Raw genomic sequence first — 19459 nt, 5'->3', positions numbered from 1 at the left:
GCTTCGCGCCCGGGTTTCAGGACCTCGAGTAGGGATCCACGTCGCGCAGTCGTTGCCGGTGGATTTGTTGCAGCTCACCCGCGCGGGTGAGAAAGTCGGCGATTATTTCGAGTTCGTGCGAGTCGTACCAGCTCGACAACATCTTGTAACTCTCGACGAGCATCGGCACGACGATTTCTCGTATGCGATACGCCGCGAGTTCGGTGGCCATCACTATCACGCGACGACGATCGGTCGGATGCAGCGAGCGGGCGATATAGCCCTGCTTCTCCAGCCGATTGAGCATGATCGTGACGCCGGCAGCCGTGATGCCGAGCCGTTCGGCCAGCAGTCCCGGCGTCGTCGACTTCTCGTCGTCGGCCAGCACGATTTCCAAAGCACGCCGGTCGGTTTCGTTCACACCCAGCACTCTGATCAATTCGCGGGCCAGGTCCTCGACGGTTCCGTGGTAGAACTCCAGGGCCCTTTTGAGTTCGACCGAGAGTCGGGCGGGTTCGGCTGTTCTCCGGGATCGCCGCCGGGCGATTGAAGCGGGCATGTGTGCTCCTGTCAATCGATTCGGACGACAGCCGAACCGCGGCTGACGAACATCACGAAAGCTGGCACCGCCGCGGCCGGCGAAGCGACCGTGGGCAGTGTCGGACATGCACTGTACGACACACCGACCCATGCGATACGGTGCATTTCAGAATTCGGTCCAACGGTTTCGGCGTACCCCAAACGTGAAGCGGGGCAACCACTATGAGGAACAGCAGTCACCCGTCCCGCCCGGGTGAAACCTGGACCGGGCTGCTGACACAACCCGGTCCAGGCATGTTCACCACCGGCCGCCGGCGCGGACACCGGCCGTCACGCCGTGGCCCCTGTCCGCGGAATCAGCTGACAGATGTGGTGGTGAGGGTCGGGGACGGATTCGGATAACACGAGGTCGCCACATTGCCGACCAAGGCGACGTTGGTCGTCATGGTCATACCGGGATTCGTGTAGCTGGTCCCCGCGTACTTGCTGGTGATCGGCGTGCCGGGAGTACCGGCGGTGACGTTGATGGTCACCGCCGGCGGCGTGAAGCTGGTACCGCCGGCGATCGGACCGGGCACGGTCAGAACGACATTCCCACCCGAGGTGGTGACGGTGCCGGCCACGGTCCCCCCGGAGGCGGTGGCCGAGACCAGTGTCGAATTCGCGGGAGTCGGGAAGGTCATCTTCAGGTTGCTGATGTTGTTCACCGTGAAGCCGGACGCCGAACTGGGCACCGACGAGGAACCCGGCGTGAGGGTGATGGCCACCGCCGAACCCGACGCCGCCGAACTCGGCGCGGTGCCGGTGACCGATGTGGTCATACTCGAGGTCTGGCCGATCCCGAGAATGGTGCCCTTACAGCTCCAGTTCACGCTGACCGGGGCGGCATTCGCCGGTGCCGCCAGACAAAAGACGGTGGCGACCGCCACGGGAGCGAGAACGCCGGCACGAACCAGGGAAGAGATCGATCTCATGACTAACTCCAGAAAATATCGAGCAACGGTACGACCGGATGTCGGACCGCAACACTGAGTTTCTAAAATATAGCTTCTTCTCATCTTTCCATGGTCGAAATCGCGTAATTAAAACGCGTCCAGAATTTCATTATCCGCTATTAATTATTCAGACTGGAAAGTTAATTTCCACAAGATTCTTTTCGTAAAGAGCGCAATTCCGCGCCGCATCTCTTCCTGCAATTCCCCCGAATACAACCTTCGACCTGAGAATATATCCCCCCGCGCCGACCGTCAGCTTTCCGGTGGTTACCGTTCACGACATCCGCCCGCGTGCCAGTGGCACGTGAGGCCGGTGCAAGAGCACGATGTCAGGGTTGCCGGCATGACATGGCACAGCGACTGTCGAGCCGAGGAGAAGACGATTCTGGTCACCGGCGCCAGTGCGGGCATCGGATACTTCGTCGCCGAGCAACTCGCCGCCGCGGGCGCCACGGTGGTGCTCGGGTGCCGCGACACCGTCAAGGCCGGCCTCGCGATCAGGGCGATCCGGAGGCGCGTTCCGCACGCTCGACCGCTCTCGGTGCCGTTGGACCTCGCGGACCTGCCCGCACTGCCCGCGACCGTCGACGCCCTCGGCGTCGAGCGCTTGGACGCGGTCGTACTCAACGCCGGAATACTCCTGTCGGCACCGCAGCGCCGGGTGAACTCGCGGGGACACGAAGCGATGTTCGCGACAAATCATCTCGGCCATTTCGCGCTGGTCGCACACCTGATGCCGAGGGGCCGGCACCGCGAGCATCCTCGCCCATCCCGGCGGCGCCCAGGACTCGCTCACCCCGTCGCGACCACCGCTGTTCGTCCATCCTCCGGCCCAGCGCCTGCGCGGCCTGCCCGCGGGCGTTGCGCTGCACGGCAAGCACGCGGGCGCCGAGAGCATCGTCCGAGCCACCCTCGATGCCGAGATCACCGGTGGTGAGCTGTGGGGGCCGAGGGTTTTCGGCCTTCGTGGACGACCGCATCGCGAAACACCCCATGGCCATATGACCGACGTCGACACCGCGGCCGAGCTCTGGGACGCCTGCGCCGACCTCACCGGGGTCGATCCGCTGAGGTGTCCGGCCCTACCCCGTTGACCCTGGCCGCGGCATTCGCCGACCTCAGCGACAGAAGACTCGCTCAGCAATGTGGCGGCAAACCGGGAGTTCCCCGCTCGCCGTGTAGTAGCTTGACTGATCACCGTTGTTCGCCCGAGAAGAGCGGAGGGGCCGATGCCGAACCTGCCCGCGGGAGGTTTACGGTGGCTCGCCGGGGTCTTCGTCCTGCTCCTCTCGGCGACGACCGTGGGGGCCGCGTCAGCCGGCGGCGATCCGGTGGATCGGGCGCCGGTCGCCGCGCAGGCCGCCTTGAACGTGTACTCACCGGCGATGGACCGGTCCGTCCCCGTACGGGTGCTGCGCCCGGCGGATACCTCGGCGCCCCACCCGACGCTGTATCTCCTCGACGGCGTCGAGGGCGGGGAAACCGGGTCGGGATGGCTCGACCGCACCGACGTGGCGACGTTCTTCGCCGACCAGAACGTGAATGTCGTGCACGATTCGTGGCCGATGTTCGCGGCCGTGATCGGCGCCTGAACATTGGTGAAGACGCCATGAAGATTTCGGGAGAAAAGCGACAGATCGGGCAGGAATCTTCCGCTTGCCGGACAACCCGTTTCACTTTTCGCGCAGGTCCGCGTACGGCGAAGAATCTTCACCCAATATTCCCCGAGCTGTATTGCGGGAAGCCGCGTTCTACTTTATGCTCGCCGCCTTCGCCGATTTGTTTGCAGGAAATAGCCGGGGGTACTCGCGCACACAGAACGCACCTATTGTCAGCGCCGATCGATTCCGAGTGGTGATGACCTGCGCACTTTAGGCAACTCGAGGAGAGGATTGATTGCGATGACGGTTGGTCTCGACGTTCGTTCCGAGCGTGAGCGCGTCGCCCGCGCATGCCGCCCCGGGCAGCCGTTGCCCGAATTCGTCTACAGCAGCGACGAAGACGCGCTCTGGTCACGGGTTTTCGCGACGCTTCGGGCCATGCACGAGGAACTGGGATGTGCGGAGTATCGTGCCGCCGCTCGCATCGTACAACTGCCTGCCGACCGGGTACCGCAGATGAGCGAGGTTTCCCGCACGCTTCGGTCCCTGACCGGTTTCGAGCTCGCACCGGCCATCGGAAGCCAGCCGGGCCGCCTGTTCTACGGCCCCATGGCCGACGGCATCCTGCACGCGACCCCGGACGTGCGGCCGGTGACCGAACAATCGTTCTCGCCCGATCCCGATGTCATCCACGAATTGGTCGGACATGCGGTGATACTCGCCGATCCGGAGTTCGCGGAACTGTATCGCTGCTTCGGCCGCGCCGCCAACCGTGCCACCTCCGACGAGGAGCGGGCCGCGATCGCGCGATTGTTCTGGTTCACCCTGGAGGTCGGCGTGGTCGCCGAAAAGGGTCATCCGCGCGCGTACGGCGCCGCGATTCTGTCCTCGGTCACGGAGATGGAGTCCTTCGTGCATGCGGATCTGCGAGAGTTCCGGGTCGAGGACATACTCACCAGCGATATCGACGACAGCATTTGCCAGCCCCTCCTCTTCGTCGCCGATTCGGTCGACCGGATGACGGCGGAAGTAGAGGGCTTTCTCCGGACGCGGGTCGGTTCGTGATGTCGCCTTCTCGCACAAACACTTTCGTCGATATCCTCGCCGTCGAGATTTAAGGAATTGCGGTGGTAGACCTCTCGAGTACCACGCGTCGTCACGACGGCGTGGCTCCGGACGCGGACTTCTTCGAATTGTCGGTAGCGCAGTCGGAACTGTGGCTGGCCCAGCAATTACATCCCTCGGTTCCGTTCTCCATCTCCCAATACACCGATGTGCAGGGCGAACTCGATCTGGGCCTGCTCCAGCAGTGCGCCCGCCGCGCCGCGCGCGAATTGCAGTCGCCGCATGTGCGATTCGCCGTCGTCGGGGGCCGACCGCGCCAATACCTCGACCACGAGCTGGACGCCGGATTCGACTGCATAGATCTGAGTGATCACCCCGATCCCGAACGCGCCGCCGACGAGTGGATGAGCCGGGATCATCATCGGGGCATCGACCTGACCGGCGACGACGTCACGAAGACGGTGCTGTTCACTCTCGGCCCCGGCCGTTATCGCTGTTATGCGCGCAGCCACCACATCGCCGTCGACGGTTTCGGCGCCGCTCGGATGTTGCAGCGAACGGCCGAATTGCATTCCGCCGCAACCGAAGGACGGCCCCCGGCACCGTGCCGGGCGGTGTCACTGACCGAGATCGTGGCGGCCGAGCAGCGGTATCGGTCCTCGTCCCGGTTCGCCGCCGACCGCGAATACTGGGGCAAGGAGCTGGCCGGCCTCGATCACGTAACGCGCCTCAGCGAGCGGTACGCGGCGCCCTCGGCACACCCTCATATCGCGCATGCAATTGTCGATGTGGAGGCCATGGCACGGCTCGACGCCGCAGCGCGGCGGTACGGCACGGGGGTGGCCGAGGTGCTGGTCGCGGCGGTGACCGCCTTTCTCGCGCAGATGACCGGTGATACCGATGTCACGGTGTCGCTGCCCGTCGCCGGTCGCACCACGGGAGCGCTGCGGCAGTCGGCCGGGATGGTCTCCAACGTGGTGCCGTTGCGAGTGCGGGGCGTGGCCGAGAGCACGGTGGGCGACCTCGTCCGCCAGGTGCGCCTGAACATGATCGGCGCGCTGCGCCACCAGTTGTACCGGCACGAAGACCTGCTCCGTGACCACGGCGTGGGCCGGGCCGGTCGCCACGGCTACGGCCCGCTGATCAACGTTCTCAGCCTGCCCGACAGCATCGACTTCGGCGCCGTTCGCGGTCGGACGCAACTGCTTTCGGCCGGCCCGGTGGAGGATATGGCGATCAGCTGCTACCGCTTCGGCGACGAGCCGTTCGTCGTCGACTTCCACGCCAACCCGGAGCTGTATCGGGCAGACGAAGTGGAGGGGTATCGGCAGCAGTTCATGGAGTGCCTGTCCCGATTCCTGTGGGCCGACGCTACGGAGAAGGTGTTCGCGGCTGTCGCCGGTACCCACACGATCGCCGCCCCGCAGCAGCGGCAGCACCAGCGGTTGCTGCCGGAGTTGCTCTCCGGCGGAATCGATGCCGGTGAACGGATCGCACTGAGTGGGCCGGACCGATCGGTGACCTATCGCGAACTCGACGAGACGACCGCGCAGTGGGCGCGCGAGCTGATCGCGCACGGAGCCGGGCCGGAAGTCGTTGTCGCGGTGGCGTTGTCCCGGTCGGTGGAATCGGTCATGGCGCTGTGGGCGGTCGCCCGGGCCGGCGCGGTGTTCTTCCCGGTCAATCCCGCCGATCCGCCGGCGCGCGTGTCGAAGCTGATCGCCGATTCAGGTGCGGCGCTGGGCATCACCCGCACCGAGTGGCACACGCCTCTGGAGAGCACCGCGGTCGATTGGCTGTTGCTCGACAGCGACGAGTTCACCCGTGCCGCCGCGGCCCGGTCGACCGCCGCGGTGACCGACGCGGATCGGATACGACCGCTGCGGGCCGCCCACCCGGCCTATCTGATCTACACCTCCGGATCGACCGGTGAACCCAAGGGAGTGCTGAGCACCCACGAAGGTCTGGCGACATTGGCCGACGATCTGCGCACCCGTAACCGCATCGGCAGCGATTCGGTGGTGTTGCAGGCACATTCACCGTTCTGCGATGCGTCGATGCTCGAATATCTCTCCGCGTTCACACCCGGAGCGAAGCTGGTGGCACTCGCGCCGGACATCATTGCGGGACAGCGGCTTTCGCAGGTGATGGAGGACGAGGGCGTCACCCATCTGGTGGTTACACCGGCCATTCTGGCGACGCTCGACCCGGACCGATTGCCGGCGCTGCGGACCGTCACCGTGGGCGGTGACAAATGCCCGCCGGCATTGGCCGAACGCTGGGCGGGCCGGCTCCCGATGTTCAACTCCTATGGCCCCACCGAGGCCACCGTCGTGGTGACCCAAACCGAACCGCTCGATCCGAACGCGCTCATCACGATCGGCCGCGGACTGCCCGGCGTGCAGACTCCGGTACTGGACGCCCGGCTGCGCCCGGCGCCACGCGGCGCCCGCGGCGAACTGTATCTCGCCGGGGACGCCTTGGCGCGCGGGTATCTCGGGCGGCCCGGAATCACCGCGCAGAGTTTCGTGGCAAATCCTTACGGAGAGCGCGGAACTCGGATGTATCGCACGGGTGACATGGTCCGGGAACAACCCGACGGCACGCTCGAGTACCTCGGCCGTGGCGATGTTCAAATCTCGCTGCGGGGGCAGCGCATCGAGCCGTCCGAGGTGGAGCGGGCGCTGGCCGCGGACGAGACGGTCGATCAGGCCGTGGTGCGGGTGTGGACGTCCGAGGCGCTCGGCGATCGGCTGATCGGCTATGTCGTCCCCACGGCGGCCGCGAAGGAGCACTTCGACCGCACCGCCGTCCTGGCGCGGCTACGCACCGTGCTGCCGCCCGGCATGATTCCGGCGATGCTGGTGCCGCTGCCCGAGATACCGATCAATCCGAGCAGCGGCAAGACCGATCGATCCGCGTTGCCGGATCCGCAGACGTTGCCGCGTCCGGCATTCCGCGCGCCGACATCGCCGATCGAGCGCACGGTCGCGGAGACCATCGCCGAGGTTACCGGGCAATCTCGGGTCGGCTTGGACGACAACTTCTTCGAACTCGGCGGCAACTCGTTGCTGGGCGTCGAGCTGTGCCGGCAACTGTCGGAGCGGACCGGCACGACGGTGACGATTTCCTCGCTGTTCACCCCGACGGTGCACACCTTGGCCGCCGCCATCGAGGCCACGGCGGCCGGCGGGAACAGCGATGTGGCGGTCGGCGGTTCGGCGCTGGAGCCGGTTCTTCCGTTGCGTGGCAGCGGTTCCGGGACTCCGCTGATCTGCCTGCATTCCGCCGTTCCGCTCTCGTGGTGCTACTCGGGTCTGCTGCGGTACGTCACCGACCGGCCCGTCTACGGTCTGCAGTCTCCGGCCGTCTCCGGGGCGTCGCGCAGGTACCACACCGTCGACGAGCTCGCCGAGGTGTATCTGCGCGAACTCACGCGCGTCCAGCCGGAGGGCCCCTACCACCTGCTCGGCTGGTCGCTGGGCGGGCAACTCGCGCACGCGCTCGCCGTCCGGCTGCGCGCCCGGGGGCACACCGTGGGACTGCTCGTGATGTTCGACAGCGTGGCCTTCGACGAGGGTGCGCCCCAGCCGGAACCGCCCGCCGTCCGTGATCTGGTCACCCACCTGCAGGGCAACGAGTCGGCCACCCCGGACACGCGGCCACTCACCCTGGACGAAGCTGTGGACGTGCTCGCCGACAGTCCCGGTCCCGGTCGCGGGTTGAGCCGTGAGCAGCTCGAACGCCTCCACCAGGGATATGTCGACAGTGTCGCCATGTCCACGAGCTACCGGCCCGCACGCTACGACGGCGATCTGCTGTATTTCTCGGCGACCGAAGGCATCACCGGCGAGCTGACCGGCGAGATGTGGCGGCCCTTCGTATCCGGGCAGATCACGCAACACCGCGTCGACGTCACCCATGCCCAGATGACCAACCCCGAGGCCCTCGCGGTCATCGGGCCGATCCTGGAGGCCGAACTGCATCGGCACGGCGAAGGGAAGAACAGATGAGCAAGCATTCCACTGCGATCGTGGCCGCCGCGGTGTCGGTTGCTTCGTCGATTCTGCTGGCCGCGCGCCGGCCGGCTGTGTTCGGTCTCCGTCTCCCGCGGTTGGCCCTGGCCGCCGTCGCGGCGGTCGCCCTGGCGATCGCCGCCAACGAGAGCGTGGGCAAACCGGTGATGTTCCTGCGATGGTCGTATGTGCGGTTTCTGTTCGGCCTCCGGCATATGGGCGCCACCTGGCAGGTCGGCGACGGCCGGGAACAGGCGCTGGCCGACTATGTGTGCGCGCATGCGCGAAAGGGCGACATCGACGACGTCATCCGGGCGATCGACGAGTTCTGCTACACCAAGAGTTACCTGATCAACATCGGTGACGAGAAGGGCCGGATCCTCGACCGGGCCGTCGCCGCCGCGCGGCCGCGGCGCCTGCTGGAGCTCGGAACCTATTGCGGGTACAGCGCATTGCGCATCGCGCGGGTCATGCCGGCCGATGCCGTGCTGTACTCGATCGAATTCAACGCGGCGAATGCCGCTGTCGCGCGGCAGATCTGGGATCACGCGGGCGTCGGCGAGCGGATCGTCGTCATCGTCGGCACCCTGGGCGACGACGGGAAGACGCTCGGCGCGCTGGGTAATGAGCACCAGTTCTCCCCCGGCACATTGGATTTCGCCTTCCTCGACCACGAGAAGGACGAATATCTTCCCGATCTCCGCCGGATCATGGATCAGGAGTGGCTGCGTCCCGGCTCGGTCGTGGTGGCGGACAACGTGAAATACCCGGGCGCCCCGGAGTATCGAGCGTTCATGCGCCGCCACGAGGGCACCCGGTGGACAACCCGAGAGCATCGGACGCATGCCGAATACCAGAAGGTGCTCAAGGATCTCGTGCTCGAATCGACCTATCTCGGTTGACCGGATCAGGACCGCCCGGCCGATCCACGACTGCCCGCTGCCGCGATCGCGTCAGCGCCGAACATGTTAATCGTCGGTTATGGCGGGTAGTCGCAGATATGGTGCAACGTTGCGCCCCGACCTGCTGCCGTCTATACGCCGAAGGACGAGATTCGCATGAGCACTCCCGATACCTCCACCCTGCTGGCCCAGCTGCGAGCTGTGCTGACCTTGACCAACACCGAGATCCAGGTGGCCGAGACCCGGATCGCTCAGGCCCGGACCGAGGCGGTTCGCCGGGAGCTTTCCGAGAACGCCGACAAGGGCCGCGCCCGCGCCGAGGCCATCGAGGCGGCCATCCGCGATCTGGGCAGTGTGCCCGAGGTGGTCGGCCCGTTCCTCGGCCGCGCGGTCGCCGCCATCAAGGCGATGGCCGAACAGGCTCAGCCGTTCGACGAGGCGCTGCTCGGCGACCTGGCGCTGGAGCACCAGCTGCTCGACCGCGCCCGCTACATCAAGGCCCTGGCGACCGCTGCGGGGCAGCGCGAGGTCGTGACGTTGGCCGACCGCCTGATCACCGCGCATTCGGCCACCGTGGAATGGCTGACCACCGTCCTGGCCGAGGACGCCCTCGGCGGACCGGCCGCGTTGCGCCGCACCGTTCTTCAGGCGGCGACGGGGACCGCGGTGAAACTGTTCAACCTGCCCGTCACGTGGTCGGCTCGCGGCCTGGATCGCGCGCTGGACTCCGTTCGCACCACCCCGCCGGCGCTCGGCGAGCTGCTCGCGCGGGGAGCCCACGCCGGTGATGTCGCCGTCAAGACGCTGTCGGCCTCGCGCGATGCCGCGCTCGAAACCGCCGAGCAGGTCACGCGCCACGAAGGCGCCGGTGCGGCCGCCGATGCGCTGCATTCGATCCGCGCCACCACGGGTGTTCTCGAACCCGGCGAGCTGCCGGTCGGCGACTACGACGAGTTGAACGTGTCCCAAGCCGTCGCCGCGGTGAAGGAGCTCACCGAGCCGGCCGACATCCGCGCGATCGTCGCCTACGAGGAAGCCCACAAGAACCGCCACGGCGTCGTGTCGGCCGCCCAGACGCGGCTCGCCGCGATCGCCCAGGAAGTGACCAGTCTGAGCTGACGGGCACTCCCCCGAAGGAGCTCGGTACTTCGTTCAGAGCTTTTCCGACCGACCGGCCGGCCCCGATTCCGGGCCGGCCGGTCGCGTTTCGAATCCGGTCGTCTTCTTCGTCTCACTTGTCATCGGTTGCACATACCCCCCTGGGGTATTAACGTTTCCGATGTCGGACGAGAACAGATCGAAAGGCCGGGACGATGACCACACACGCTCACCTCGAACACCATGGGGCACAGGCGAATCACGGGGCCCACGGCCCGCGCGAGCAGCATGCCGGGCACGAAGGCCACGGCGGGCACGCCGAACACGCCGCGCACGGTGGTGGGCTGCCGGGCGGACTCCAGATCACCCAGGACGGTTACACTTTGGCGCTCGCCGAGCCGATCCTCGCACCGGGTGAGGTCGACTTCCGGTTCCGGATCCTGGGGCCGGACGGCGCACCGGTCACCGAGTACACCGCGATCCACGATCGGGAGCTGCATCTGATCGTGGTGCAGCGGGAGCTGACCGGGTTCTGGCACGTGCATCCCGAACTCACCGCCGACGGCATCTGGACGGTGCAGCTGAACCTGCCGGCGGCGGGCGCGTATCGAGTCTTCACCGACATCGCCCCGCGCGCACTCGGCAAGACCATCACCCTGGGCGCGGATCTGGCCGTCACCGGGGCGTACGAACCTCGCCCGACACCCGCGGCCGAACGGACCGCGAAAGTCGACGGCTACGAGGTGACTCTCGACGGCGATCTGGTGCCCGGCGAGGGCCGCCTGCTCACCCTGACCGTGCGGAAGAACGGCGAGCCGGTCACCGACCTACAGCCGTATCTGGCGGCCTACGGCCATCTGGTGATCCTGCGGACGGGCGATCTGGCCTATGTGCACGTCCACCCGAACGGCGAACCCGGCGACGGCGTCACCGCCCCGGGCCCGGAGGTCACCTTCCACACCGCCGTCCCCGGCTCCGGAACCTACCGGCTGTTCCTCGATTTCGAGCACGGCGACGTGGTCCGCACCGCCGCGTTCACCCTGCCGACGATCGGGTGAGCGGTCTCGCATGCCCCGGTCAGCCGCCCGCCGCGGCGTCGCGGATCTCGTCGAAGTGGCGCAGGAGCGTCGCGTACGCGGCGTCGGCCGCGACGTACTCGGTCATCGATCGGTCGAACAGGGCGTCGTTCTTGTCGTCGAAACTGCGCCGGCAGTCGTCACCGGCGCGTTTCACCACGGCGAGCCATGTCGCCCAATCGGCCTGGGCCAGGTCGTCCGGAATCGGAACGAACGCGGCCGCACGGTCGGCGTCGGCGGCGATCGCGACACACAACGGCGCGAATATCTCCGGATCGACGGCGACCGTCGGCTGTCCCGCGGCAGCGCGCACGGCGGCCGCAGTAGCCGCTCGTAACCGTTCGTTGTCGTCGTGGAGCCGGTTGGCTTCGGCCGCGCCACCGACCCGAAGCCAGGCATCTATCCGGCGCGCCCGCGCCTCGGGGGTGGGCTGTGGTTCCCGCCCGAGTGCTCCGACGGCGGCCCCCTCGACATGTCCACGGTCGTAGAAAGAAATCGCGGTATTCGCAACCAGAGCGATCACCGCTCCGGCCGCGAGCACCACGACGACACCGCGCACAACCGCCGATCGCGGCAGCTCGGGCTCCGTGTCGAATCGCGGTGCCGTGGTCCGCGCTCGACCGGCGAGCCGACGGCCGGCCACGGCGACGGCCGCACCCAGCAGCGCGGCCACCGCCGCGAGGTAGATCGCGAGACCGAGGACGAACGGCACCTGCAACGTGACGACCATCCAGGCCGGGCCCGGTCGCCAGCGGCAGGTGTGGGCCATGACCCGCATGGGTGCGATACATCCGTCGGTCGCCGCGAGGACGAACAAGCCGGCCAGACCGACCAATCCGGCGCCGCCGGCGGCGGCGAGCCCCATGAGCAGCCGGAATCGCGCCGCGGTCGCCGACACTCCGATCGCCGTCAGCATGAGCACACAGCCGAGACCCGCGCTCAGCCACATCGGATAGCGGAACACCCACTCGTCGGGTAGCTGCCCGAACGGCGGCTGGTCGGGATGCAGTCGCGCCATGATCACCACAACGGTCAACCAGCACAGTCCACCGCCGACGACCGCACCCGCGGCGGCGTGCCGCACCGGCACGGCCCGGTGCACCACCGCTCCCGCGTCCGATGCGTCGGTGCGGGCGCGTCGCACCCATGCGGGCGGGAATGTGTTCCATCGCCGCACCACGGCGAGCAGCGGGAACAACCACAGAACGGAAGCGCCCACGAGTACCAGCGGTCTGTTGCCGAGGTCGGCGACGACCCAGAACCATCCCGGGGTTCCCGGCAAGGACAAATCGGGCGACCGCAGCGCCCCCCTCTGCAAGAGGAAAAGCCCGTTCATCCAGTAGCCGTACCACGTGCCGAACACGATCAGGGCCGCGGCGAGTCCCAGTATCCGCACCAGGCGCAGCGATCGGCCACGACTACCCCGAATCCAGATTTCGGCGCACTGGGTGACCCAGCTCGTGAATACCGGAGCACTGATCAGCAGGACGATCAGAATCTCGGGGTCGGGGGGCAAGAGTCTCACACCGGCAGTGCGGAAGGACAGCAGTTCGCCGACCGCCAGGCCCGCGCCGAGCCAGACGCCCGCAATCCATCCCGAGGGCACCGGCCGATCGATGAGAACCGCGTAACCGACCGCGCGCCAGAGGATGTAACCCGCGATGCCGACGACGAGTACAGCGGTTGTCCAGGTCGCCACCTCGGCCGTAGTGCCGGGACTCGACCAGATGGTCGCCTGAACATTCGCCACCTGCGCGGTGACTCCGGTGAGGAACATCGGGAGTGCGGTCGCGCCGAACAGTATTCCCGGGTCGTTTCGCCATCGACTGCGGTCGGACCAGTCGGGGTGCGTGCGCATCAGCCCCAGAAGGCGATGCCGGGCAAGGAGTTTCGGACGACGCGCGCCGGGTCGATCCCGCCATGCGAAGGCGGTATCCCCGGCGAGGCGCGCGGCGTCGATATCGGCATAGACCTCGCGGGTACGCAAGATGTCCGCCCGGACGAGATAAGTCAACGCGATGAGGACCACGACCCGGATCAAGCCACGCAACCCCAATTCCCATTGACTACGCCAGATATCGGGATGCTGGAACAGTGATACGGCCTGCCCGACAATGTTGGGTAGCAGCGCGCAGATCAGGAATGCGCGCCACAGCGCGACCGTGGCGTAGGTGATGTCCACGTCGCGATTGCGGATGTGCGCCAGTTCGTGCAGTACCACGTCGCGCAGCACGGCGGGCTCGGCGCCGCCCCGTGCGACCAGGCCGGCGTCCAGGCATACGGTGTAGCGGCCCATCCGGCCGAAGACGACCGCACCGACGGAATCCGCCCTCGGATCGATGGCGAACGCCGGTGTCCTGCGTAAGTCGGCCCGCTGCACGAGATCTCGCAATTGCCGCGCCAGTTCGTCGGACGACTCGGGATCCACCGGCAGCAACCGGCCACGTCGGCACCGCCACATCGGGCCCAGCACGAACAGCGCCGCGGCGAGAGCGAACACCACCGCGAGGGCCGATATCACCGTCACCGGATCGCTGTGGGAACCCACCCCGTGAGCCGCGTCGCACGAGGCGACGAATGCCGCACGCGTCATCATCGCTGCGGGTATATACGGCTCGGTCGGATCGTATCCCACTGCGAGACGGCACAACTGGAACCAGGTGTACCACTCGTCGCCCTCGCGTAACTGCACCAGGGTGGTCGACAGCAGCGTCAGGCTGTCGACCGTGACGAAGGCGAGCAGCAACGCGAACCTGACCGCGGTGCCTGCGGCGAAGAATCCGGTGTCTATAGGTACCGCGTCCGGACCCGCGGCGGCCTCCCCCTCCTCGGCACGCACGGTCAACTCGGTGTGCTCGAATCGCGGTCGGGTTCGGCCGAGGGCTCGGCGAGCTCGGGCATCGCGTCGACGACCAGACGGCCGGCCACCGAATCGGCAAGCAGCCGAGCACGATCGGCGTCCATGCCGCTGCGCAGTGCGGAATCCAGCACCCGCGCCCGCACCTCCGCGATCTGTTCGGGCTCGAGCGGAGGCAATACCGTCACGGCCTTCGCGCGGCCGAGCCGCTTGCGCAACCAGCGCCGCGCCGCCTGGCCACCGCTGCTGATCGCCCCCTCCGTGAACTGCTCCGCCGACTTGGTGAGCACGATCCACAGCACCGGGCTCGCCAGCACAGCGACCTCGTCGATGCCGAAACCGAGCAGATCACCACCACTTCTGCGGCGCGCGAGCAGACGCGCCGCGCGGTCGTCACCCAATTGCCGCAGTCGATCCACCACCGGCAGCTCGTCGGGAGCTACCTCCGCGACGACATCCCGAACCACGGCACCGATCGGAATCGAACCGACGGGCACCGTGTCCCCTACCGCGTCCATCGAATCGCCCTCCCCGCCCGCTCGAACGCGGGATTCTCCGAAATACCTTCCCCCGCAGCGGCAGAACCAAACGGAGGATCTCCGGGTGTCACGGTAACCGGTCCGCGATCTCCGCACACGAAATATCTCCAACCGCTGTGCGCGACGCCGCGCCGACCGGCAGCCGCAGCGCCGTTATTTCCCCGTGAATACCGCGAGGTCGGCGTTCTCGTCGTTCGCATCGCCGCGGGTGAAGGCGGCGATCGCGAAGCCGGGGCCGAAGGAGGCCGAGGCGACCTCGGTGCCGTCGTCCGACCATCCCCATTTCGTGCCGATGATCGCGGGAAGATGCGCGGTGCCCCAGTTCTGCGCCGTACCGTCGGCGGCGATCGGGCTCGCGGTGGCCATCCACCGCAGCATGGGCGAACCGGGATCGGTGCGTTGCTTGGCGGCGAGGAATTCGGCTACGTCCCGGGCGCTGGTGTAGGAGTCGCCCCAGAACGAACCGCGTCTGGTGTCGGCCGATCCGAACTCCGCGGCGGTGGCGTCGATGGCGTGGGGGTACTTGGTGTCCAGCTCACTGGCGGCGGCACTGTCGGAGAGCTGGATCGCGCGCTGCGCCGCCCGCCGATCCGAGCCGGAACCGTCGCCGTGGCGCAGCACGTAGTCGACCAGATACAGCTTGATGATCGACAGGGCGGGCCGGATCTCGTCGAAATTCTCTGTGCCGGCGCCGGTTCCGGGGCTCAGTGCGGCCACAGCGAACGAGGTGCGCGGGTTCATCGGAATCGGATCGGATTGCGCGGGTGCCGGACCCGCCGTCGCGACGCCGCCCGCTGTCAACAGAGCCAGCACGAGCGCCACAAGAGTTGTTCGCACGAGTGAGTTCTCCCTCTTGGTCTGGCCACCTTCGGTCCGGCCGCGGGCTTCGCCGCGTCGGCCGGGAGGTCGGTGCCGGTGGTGTCGAGCAAGATCACTTCACGTTCGGGCTGAACCGCGGGGCTGCGCATCGATTCCACTACAGTCGGCGGCGGGCTGGGGCCACGCCACGCCGGAGGCGAGTCCGCTCCGGCGCGCCTGCGGCGAATCGTCGCGCGCGAACCGCACAATCGCTGGTCATGGCGATGGGACGCAGAGCCGCACTCGCGTTGCTGGCCGGACTGCCCCTGCTGGCGCCGGGGACGGCACGAGCGCAGTCGGCGCTACCGGGGATCGGCGCCGATCCCCAGCGGGTGCCCACGCGGTACACCATGACGGCGTTTCGCACCGACAGTGACACCACCGTGGCCGTATACGAGTCGGCGGATGCGACGGTGTTCACGCCGGTCGCCGAACGCGCGTTCACACCGCGCACCGGATTGGCTCGCGATCCGAGCGTGCTGCTGCATACCGACGGCTGGTACTACCTCACCTACACCGAAGCCCCCGATGCGACCTCGATCGGCCTGGCGCGCAGCCGCGACCGGATCGCGTGGACGGAGCTGGCCTCGGTCCCGATGCTGGTGCCGGGCCGCCTGGAAGGGGCGTGGGCCCCGGAGTGGTATGCCGATGCGGCGGGCCGAGTCGGCATCATCGTGTCGCTGACCTGGGGGCACGGCTTCACCCCGCACCTGCTGATACCGGCGGGCGCGGGACTTTCCGCCTGGGCGCCGCCGATACCGCTGCTCGGCGTCGGCCCGAGCGGTCCGGGTTCACTGGGCTACATCGACACGCAGCTGGTGCGGTGGAACGGGCGGGTGTACGCGTTCGTGAAGAACGAGGACACCAAACTCGTCGAACTGGCGGTCGCGGACAACCCCTTGGGCCCGTATTCCTTTGTGGCCAAAGGTGATTGGGCCGGATGGGGCGGCCCGCGGGAAGGTCCGTCGGTGGTGCCGCTGCCCGACGGCGGGCATCGCATCTATCTCGACGCCTACACCGAGGACCGCTATCTCTACAGCGACAGCTACGACGGATTTCGCACCTGGTCGGCGCCGGCGGAGCTCCCCGGCCTCTCCGGTGTCGTCCGGCACGGCACGGTGCTGGCCGAATTCGGTTCCGCCCCATGAGATCTGCGGGCCGGCCGAATCACTCGTCGTCGTCCGGCGCCCAGTTCTCGGCGGTTTCCCCGGTGGTGAGGAAGATGGTGCGGCGTCCCACTTCCACAGCATTGTCGGCGAAGCGCTCGTAATACCGTCCCAGCAGCGTGAGATCGACCGCGGCCGTGATGCCGTGCGCCCAATCGTGGTCCAGCACCGCGGCCAGCAGTTGCTCGTGCAGATGGTCCAGCGCGTCGTCCTGGGCGTCGAGACCGGCCGCGTCGTAGGGGTCGCCGGTTTCGAGCACCGCCGCGGCGCTCGTGGCGATGGCGCAGGCGGTGGAGCCGAGACGCTCGACCAACGGCCGCACCGGTTCGGGAACGACGTGCTCGGGATGGCGCCGGCGCGCGCTGGTGGCGATATGCCCGGCCAGCGCGCCCATGCGCTGGAGATGGCCGGTGAGCTGGATAGCGGTCACCACCCGCCGCAACTCGCTGGCGACCGGGGCCTGCAAGGCCAGCAGGCGCAGCGCTTCCTGTTCGGTCTGCTGCGCCATCTCCTCGACCCGGCCGACGACGTCCAGCGCGGCCTCGGCCTGTTCGATATCGGCGTTCACCACCGCGTAGGTGGCCGCCGAAATGGCCGTCCGGTCCTGTTCACACATCGCATGCAACAACTCGGCGAGCTGCCGCAGATTCGCGTGATAGTCCGAGCGCATATCCCGATTCAACCCCAGTGGGACGCACATTGCGAATTTCGTGCCGGACCGCCCGATCGCTGCGAAATAACCGGAATTCGCGTTCCGGACATTCGATCGCAATCTGCCACTCACCCCAGCCGGTAGTTGTAACTCGCGTAGCGGTGCGAATCCGCACCCGCTTCCTCCCAGCTGTAGCTGTAGGTCCCCACATGCCCCAGTCGGAACGAGCTGTCGGCCATGATCGAGTAGCCGCTGCGCCGCGCTCGCTCACAGAACGCGTAGTCCTCGCCCAAATACCAGGTGTGCTCACCGTCGGGTACCAGCATGGGCAGGAAATACGGGACGGTCGGGCGGTCGAACCGCAGATTGCACACCGGAAGTTGTTCGTGTTCGGCGACGGTTTCGTAGACGTCGCGGTGGGTGAACAGGAATCCGGTGGCGGCGTATTTGATCTCCAGCAATCCCCCGCCCTCACCGAACAGGATGCTCCGGGTTCCGGGCAACACATGGCAGGCCAGGCCGCGCACACCCTTCTTCGCATAGATCCCGCACACGATCGGCAGATCGTGTGCGCGCAACCGGTCCACCGAATCCACATCGAACGCGATATCGGAATCGATCCACATCAGCCCTTCGAATCCGTCGCGCAACGCGTCGGTGGCCATCTGACTGCGTCCCTGATCGATCGCCGCGAATCCCGTGACGGTCCGGACCTCGTAACCACGCTGCTCCAGCCGGGCCAGATTGCGGGCGAAATCCGGTGCGATCGATCCGTGGGTCGGGACCAGGACAACACAGCGCGAGGGCTCCATGCCCGCAGCCTGCCATGCGCGCGAGGGGACCGCTCGGCGTGGGAAGCGCCCGATCGCCGGATCGCGGCCCTCGTCCCGCCCCCCTACGCGGGCAGCGGGTTCTGCCCCAGAAAGCGGTGTCCGTCGGCTGCCCCGGTGCGGACCGCGGTGAATCCGTAGTCGATCAGACGTTGTTCGTACTCGTGCAGCGCGGAACGCCGATCCTTCCCTGCCACAACGGATTCGAGAGTCTCGGCCAGGTCGGCCGCGTCGCGTAGTGCGACGCAGGCGCCGGATCCCGCCGCCGGACTCATGGCGTGCACGGCATCACCCACCAGGGTGATCGGCGTGGTCGGCCACGCCGGAATCGGCACGCTGGTTCGCAGCGGGAGGGCGAACATACCGGCCGGGTCGCAGGCGTCGACGATCGCGCGAATGCGTGGATGCCAGGTCCGGACCGCGGCGGAGACGAGATCTTTCAGGCGGCCGCCGTCGAGGTCGCGCAGGGACGTTTCCACGGCACCGAACCACTCGGCGCGAGCGCCGAACGAACAGGTCATGTAGTCCGGAACGGACGGCAGGTTCGCGGCCGGCACGAGGCGGGCCGCCGCGGTCGCCGGGTCCTCGGGGAATTCGACGGGCGCGACGCCGACGAAATTCCGGTCCGGGCCGGCGATCATGGTGAAGATGCCGAACATGCTGTCGTCGAACAAGTTCCGCGTCCGCGCGTTCAGCGCGATCGCACCGTAGAGCTGGCGCACACCGGTGTCGACGATCCGGGCATGCGGCAGATACTGCCGGCGCACAACGGAATTGATCCCATCGGCGCCGACCAGTATGTCGGCGCGAACACTGTCGCCGTCGGCCAGACGAACATCGATCCGATCGCCCTCGGTGCGGTATCCGACGACCGCCTTGCCGAAGACGACGCGGTCGTCGATACCGGTGAGCAGGATGCGGCGCAGCGTCAGGCGGTCGACCGCGTAGGCCGGTTCCGCCGAATCCTGGGCGAACCGTTCACCGAGTTCGGTGTCCAGCACCGTGAATCGGGGTTTCGGGGTGCCCGTGGTGGCGTCGAACAGTGCACACAGCGACGCGGGCAGCACCTGGTGCAGCGCACGTCGTGCCGCGGCGTCCAGATGCAGCCGGTAGCCCTGACGCCGGGTATCCACTGCGGAATCACGTTCGTACACAACGACATCGATGCCCCGGCGGCGCAACCCGTGCGCCAAGGCCAGCCCGCCCAGCCCGGCTCCGGCGACAACAACAGTGAACTTCGACATGACCGAGTCCCTTCGCATGCAACATCATCGGAAGGGACGTA

General features: G+C 67.4%; 16 protein-coding genes. 8 read left to right on the top strand and 8 right to left on the bottom strand.

The window, feature by feature from the left end:
• Positions 1 to 16: 16 nt before the first annotated feature.
• Both ACPCUW_RS03090 and ACPCUW_RS03085 read right to left on the bottom strand, forming a co-directional pair.
• A complete protein-coding gene (locus ACPCUW_RS03090) occupies positions 17 to 538 on the bottom strand; it encodes a MarR family winged helix-turn-helix transcriptional regulator (protein WP_063009232.1) in 522 nt (173 codons plus the stop codon).
• A gap of 337 nt (positions 539 to 875) precedes the next feature.
• Positions 876 to 1493 (bottom strand): hypothetical protein, encoded by a 618-nt coding sequence (locus ACPCUW_RS03085; RefSeq protein ID WP_227463022.1) that lies wholly within the window; start codon positions 1491 to 1493, stop codon positions 876 to 878.
• 364 nt (positions 1494 to 1857) lie between these two features.
• Here ACPCUW_RS03085 and ACPCUW_RS03080 point away from each other — a divergent pair, with 364 nt between their 5' ends.
• The 7 genes from ACPCUW_RS03080 to ACPCUW_RS03050 all read left to right on the top strand — a co-directional run bounded on the left by ACPCUW_RS03080 (position 1858) and on the right by ACPCUW_RS03050 (position 11254).
• Entirely contained in the window at positions 1858 to 2451 is a 594-nt protein-coding gene (locus tag ACPCUW_RS03080; protein WP_423423603.1) for an SDR family NAD(P)-dependent oxidoreductase, read from the top strand.
• A gap of 292 nt (positions 2452 to 2743) precedes the next feature.
• Complete coding sequence (locus tag ACPCUW_RS03075; RefSeq protein WP_423423602.1) at positions 2744 to 3106, top strand: hypothetical protein; 363 nt, start codon at positions 2744 to 2746, stop codon at positions 3104 to 3106.
• Positions 3107 to 3415: 309 nt separating this feature from the next.
• On the top strand, positions 3416 to 4180 hold the full coding sequence (locus tag ACPCUW_RS03070) for an amino acid hydroxylase (protein ID WP_195049962.1): 765 nt from the start codon (positions 3416 to 3418) through the stop codon (positions 4178 to 4180).
• Between the two features lie 62 nt (positions 4181 to 4242).
• Positions 4243 to 8193 carry an amino acid adenylation domain-containing protein gene (locus ACPCUW_RS03065; protein WP_423423601.1) on the top strand — a complete coding sequence of 1317 codons (3951 nt, stop codon included), beginning with the start codon at positions 4243 to 4245 and terminating at the stop codon, positions 8191 to 8193.
• A 170-nt stretch (positions 8194 to 8363) separates the two neighbouring features.
• Entirely contained in the window at positions 8364 to 9098 is a 735-nt protein-coding gene (locus tag ACPCUW_RS03060; RefSeq protein ID WP_064901681.1) for an O-methyltransferase, read from the top strand.
• 156 nt (positions 9099 to 9254) lie between these two features.
• The gene (locus ACPCUW_RS03055) at positions 9255 to 10217 is read left to right on the top strand and encodes a ferritin-like domain-containing protein (RefSeq protein WP_423423600.1); all 963 of its coding nucleotides are present in this window, start codon (positions 9255 to 9257) and stop codon (positions 10215 to 10217) included.
• A 194-nt stretch (positions 10218 to 10411) separates the two neighbouring features.
• On the top strand, positions 10412 to 11254 hold the full coding sequence (locus ACPCUW_RS03050) for a hypothetical protein (RefSeq protein WP_423423599.1): 843 nt from the start codon (positions 10412 to 10414) through the stop codon (positions 11252 to 11254).
• A 19-nt stretch (positions 11255 to 11273) separates the two neighbouring features.
• On the opposite strand, the gene ACPCUW_RS03045 is transcribed toward ACPCUW_RS03050, so the two are convergent.
• From ACPCUW_RS03045 to ACPCUW_RS03035, 3 genes are all read right to left on the bottom strand, one after another.
• Positions 11274 to 14111, bottom strand: coding sequence for a M48 family metalloprotease (locus ACPCUW_RS03045; RefSeq protein ID WP_423423598.1), 2838 nt, complete (start codon positions 14109 to 14111; stop codon positions 11274 to 11276).
• Between the two features lie 2 nt (positions 14112 to 14113).
• Positions 14114 to 14647: a hypothetical protein gene (locus tag ACPCUW_RS03040; protein ID WP_423423597.1), complete on the bottom strand. Its 534-nt coding sequence runs from the start codon at positions 14645 to 14647 to the stop codon at positions 14114 to 14116.
• A gap of 174 nt (positions 14648 to 14821) precedes the next feature.
• A complete protein-coding gene (locus ACPCUW_RS03035) occupies positions 14822 to 15505 on the bottom strand; it encodes a hypothetical protein (protein WP_423423596.1) in 684 nt (227 codons plus the stop codon).
• 239 nt (positions 15506 to 15744) lie between these two features.
• Here ACPCUW_RS03035 and ACPCUW_RS03030 point away from each other — a divergent pair, with 239 nt between their 5' ends.
• Entirely contained in the window at positions 15745 to 16674 is a 930-nt protein-coding gene (locus ACPCUW_RS03030; protein WP_245925231.1) for a family 43 glycosylhydrolase, read from the top strand.
• Positions 16675 to 16693: 19 nt separating this feature from the next.
• On the opposite strand, the gene ACPCUW_RS03025 is transcribed toward ACPCUW_RS03030, so the two are convergent.
• From ACPCUW_RS03025 to ACPCUW_RS03015, 3 genes are all read right to left on the bottom strand, one after another.
• Positions 16694 to 17362 (bottom strand): phosphate signaling complex PhoU family protein, encoded by a 669-nt coding sequence (locus ACPCUW_RS03025; protein WP_063009441.1) that lies wholly within the window; start codon positions 17360 to 17362, stop codon positions 16694 to 16696.
• A gap of 110 nt (positions 17363 to 17472) precedes the next feature.
• The gene (locus ACPCUW_RS03020) at positions 17473 to 18156 is read right to left on the bottom strand and encodes a hypothetical protein (protein ID WP_063009209.1); all 684 of its coding nucleotides are present in this window, start codon (positions 18154 to 18156) and stop codon (positions 17473 to 17475) included.
• Between the two features lie 83 nt (positions 18157 to 18239).
• The gene (locus ACPCUW_RS03015) at positions 18240 to 19418 is read right to left on the bottom strand and encodes an FAD-dependent oxidoreductase (protein ID WP_423423595.1); all 1179 of its coding nucleotides are present in this window, start codon (positions 19416 to 19418) and stop codon (positions 18240 to 18242) included.
• Positions 19419 to 19459 lie beyond the last annotated feature (41 nt).

The organism is Nocardia sp. AB354, from assembly GCF_049538315.1.
Classification (GTDB): Bacteria; Actinomycetota; Actinomycetes; order Mycobacteriales; family Mycobacteriaceae; genus Nocardia; species Nocardia nova.
This window is presented reverse-complemented; position numbering and strand designations above follow the sequence as displayed.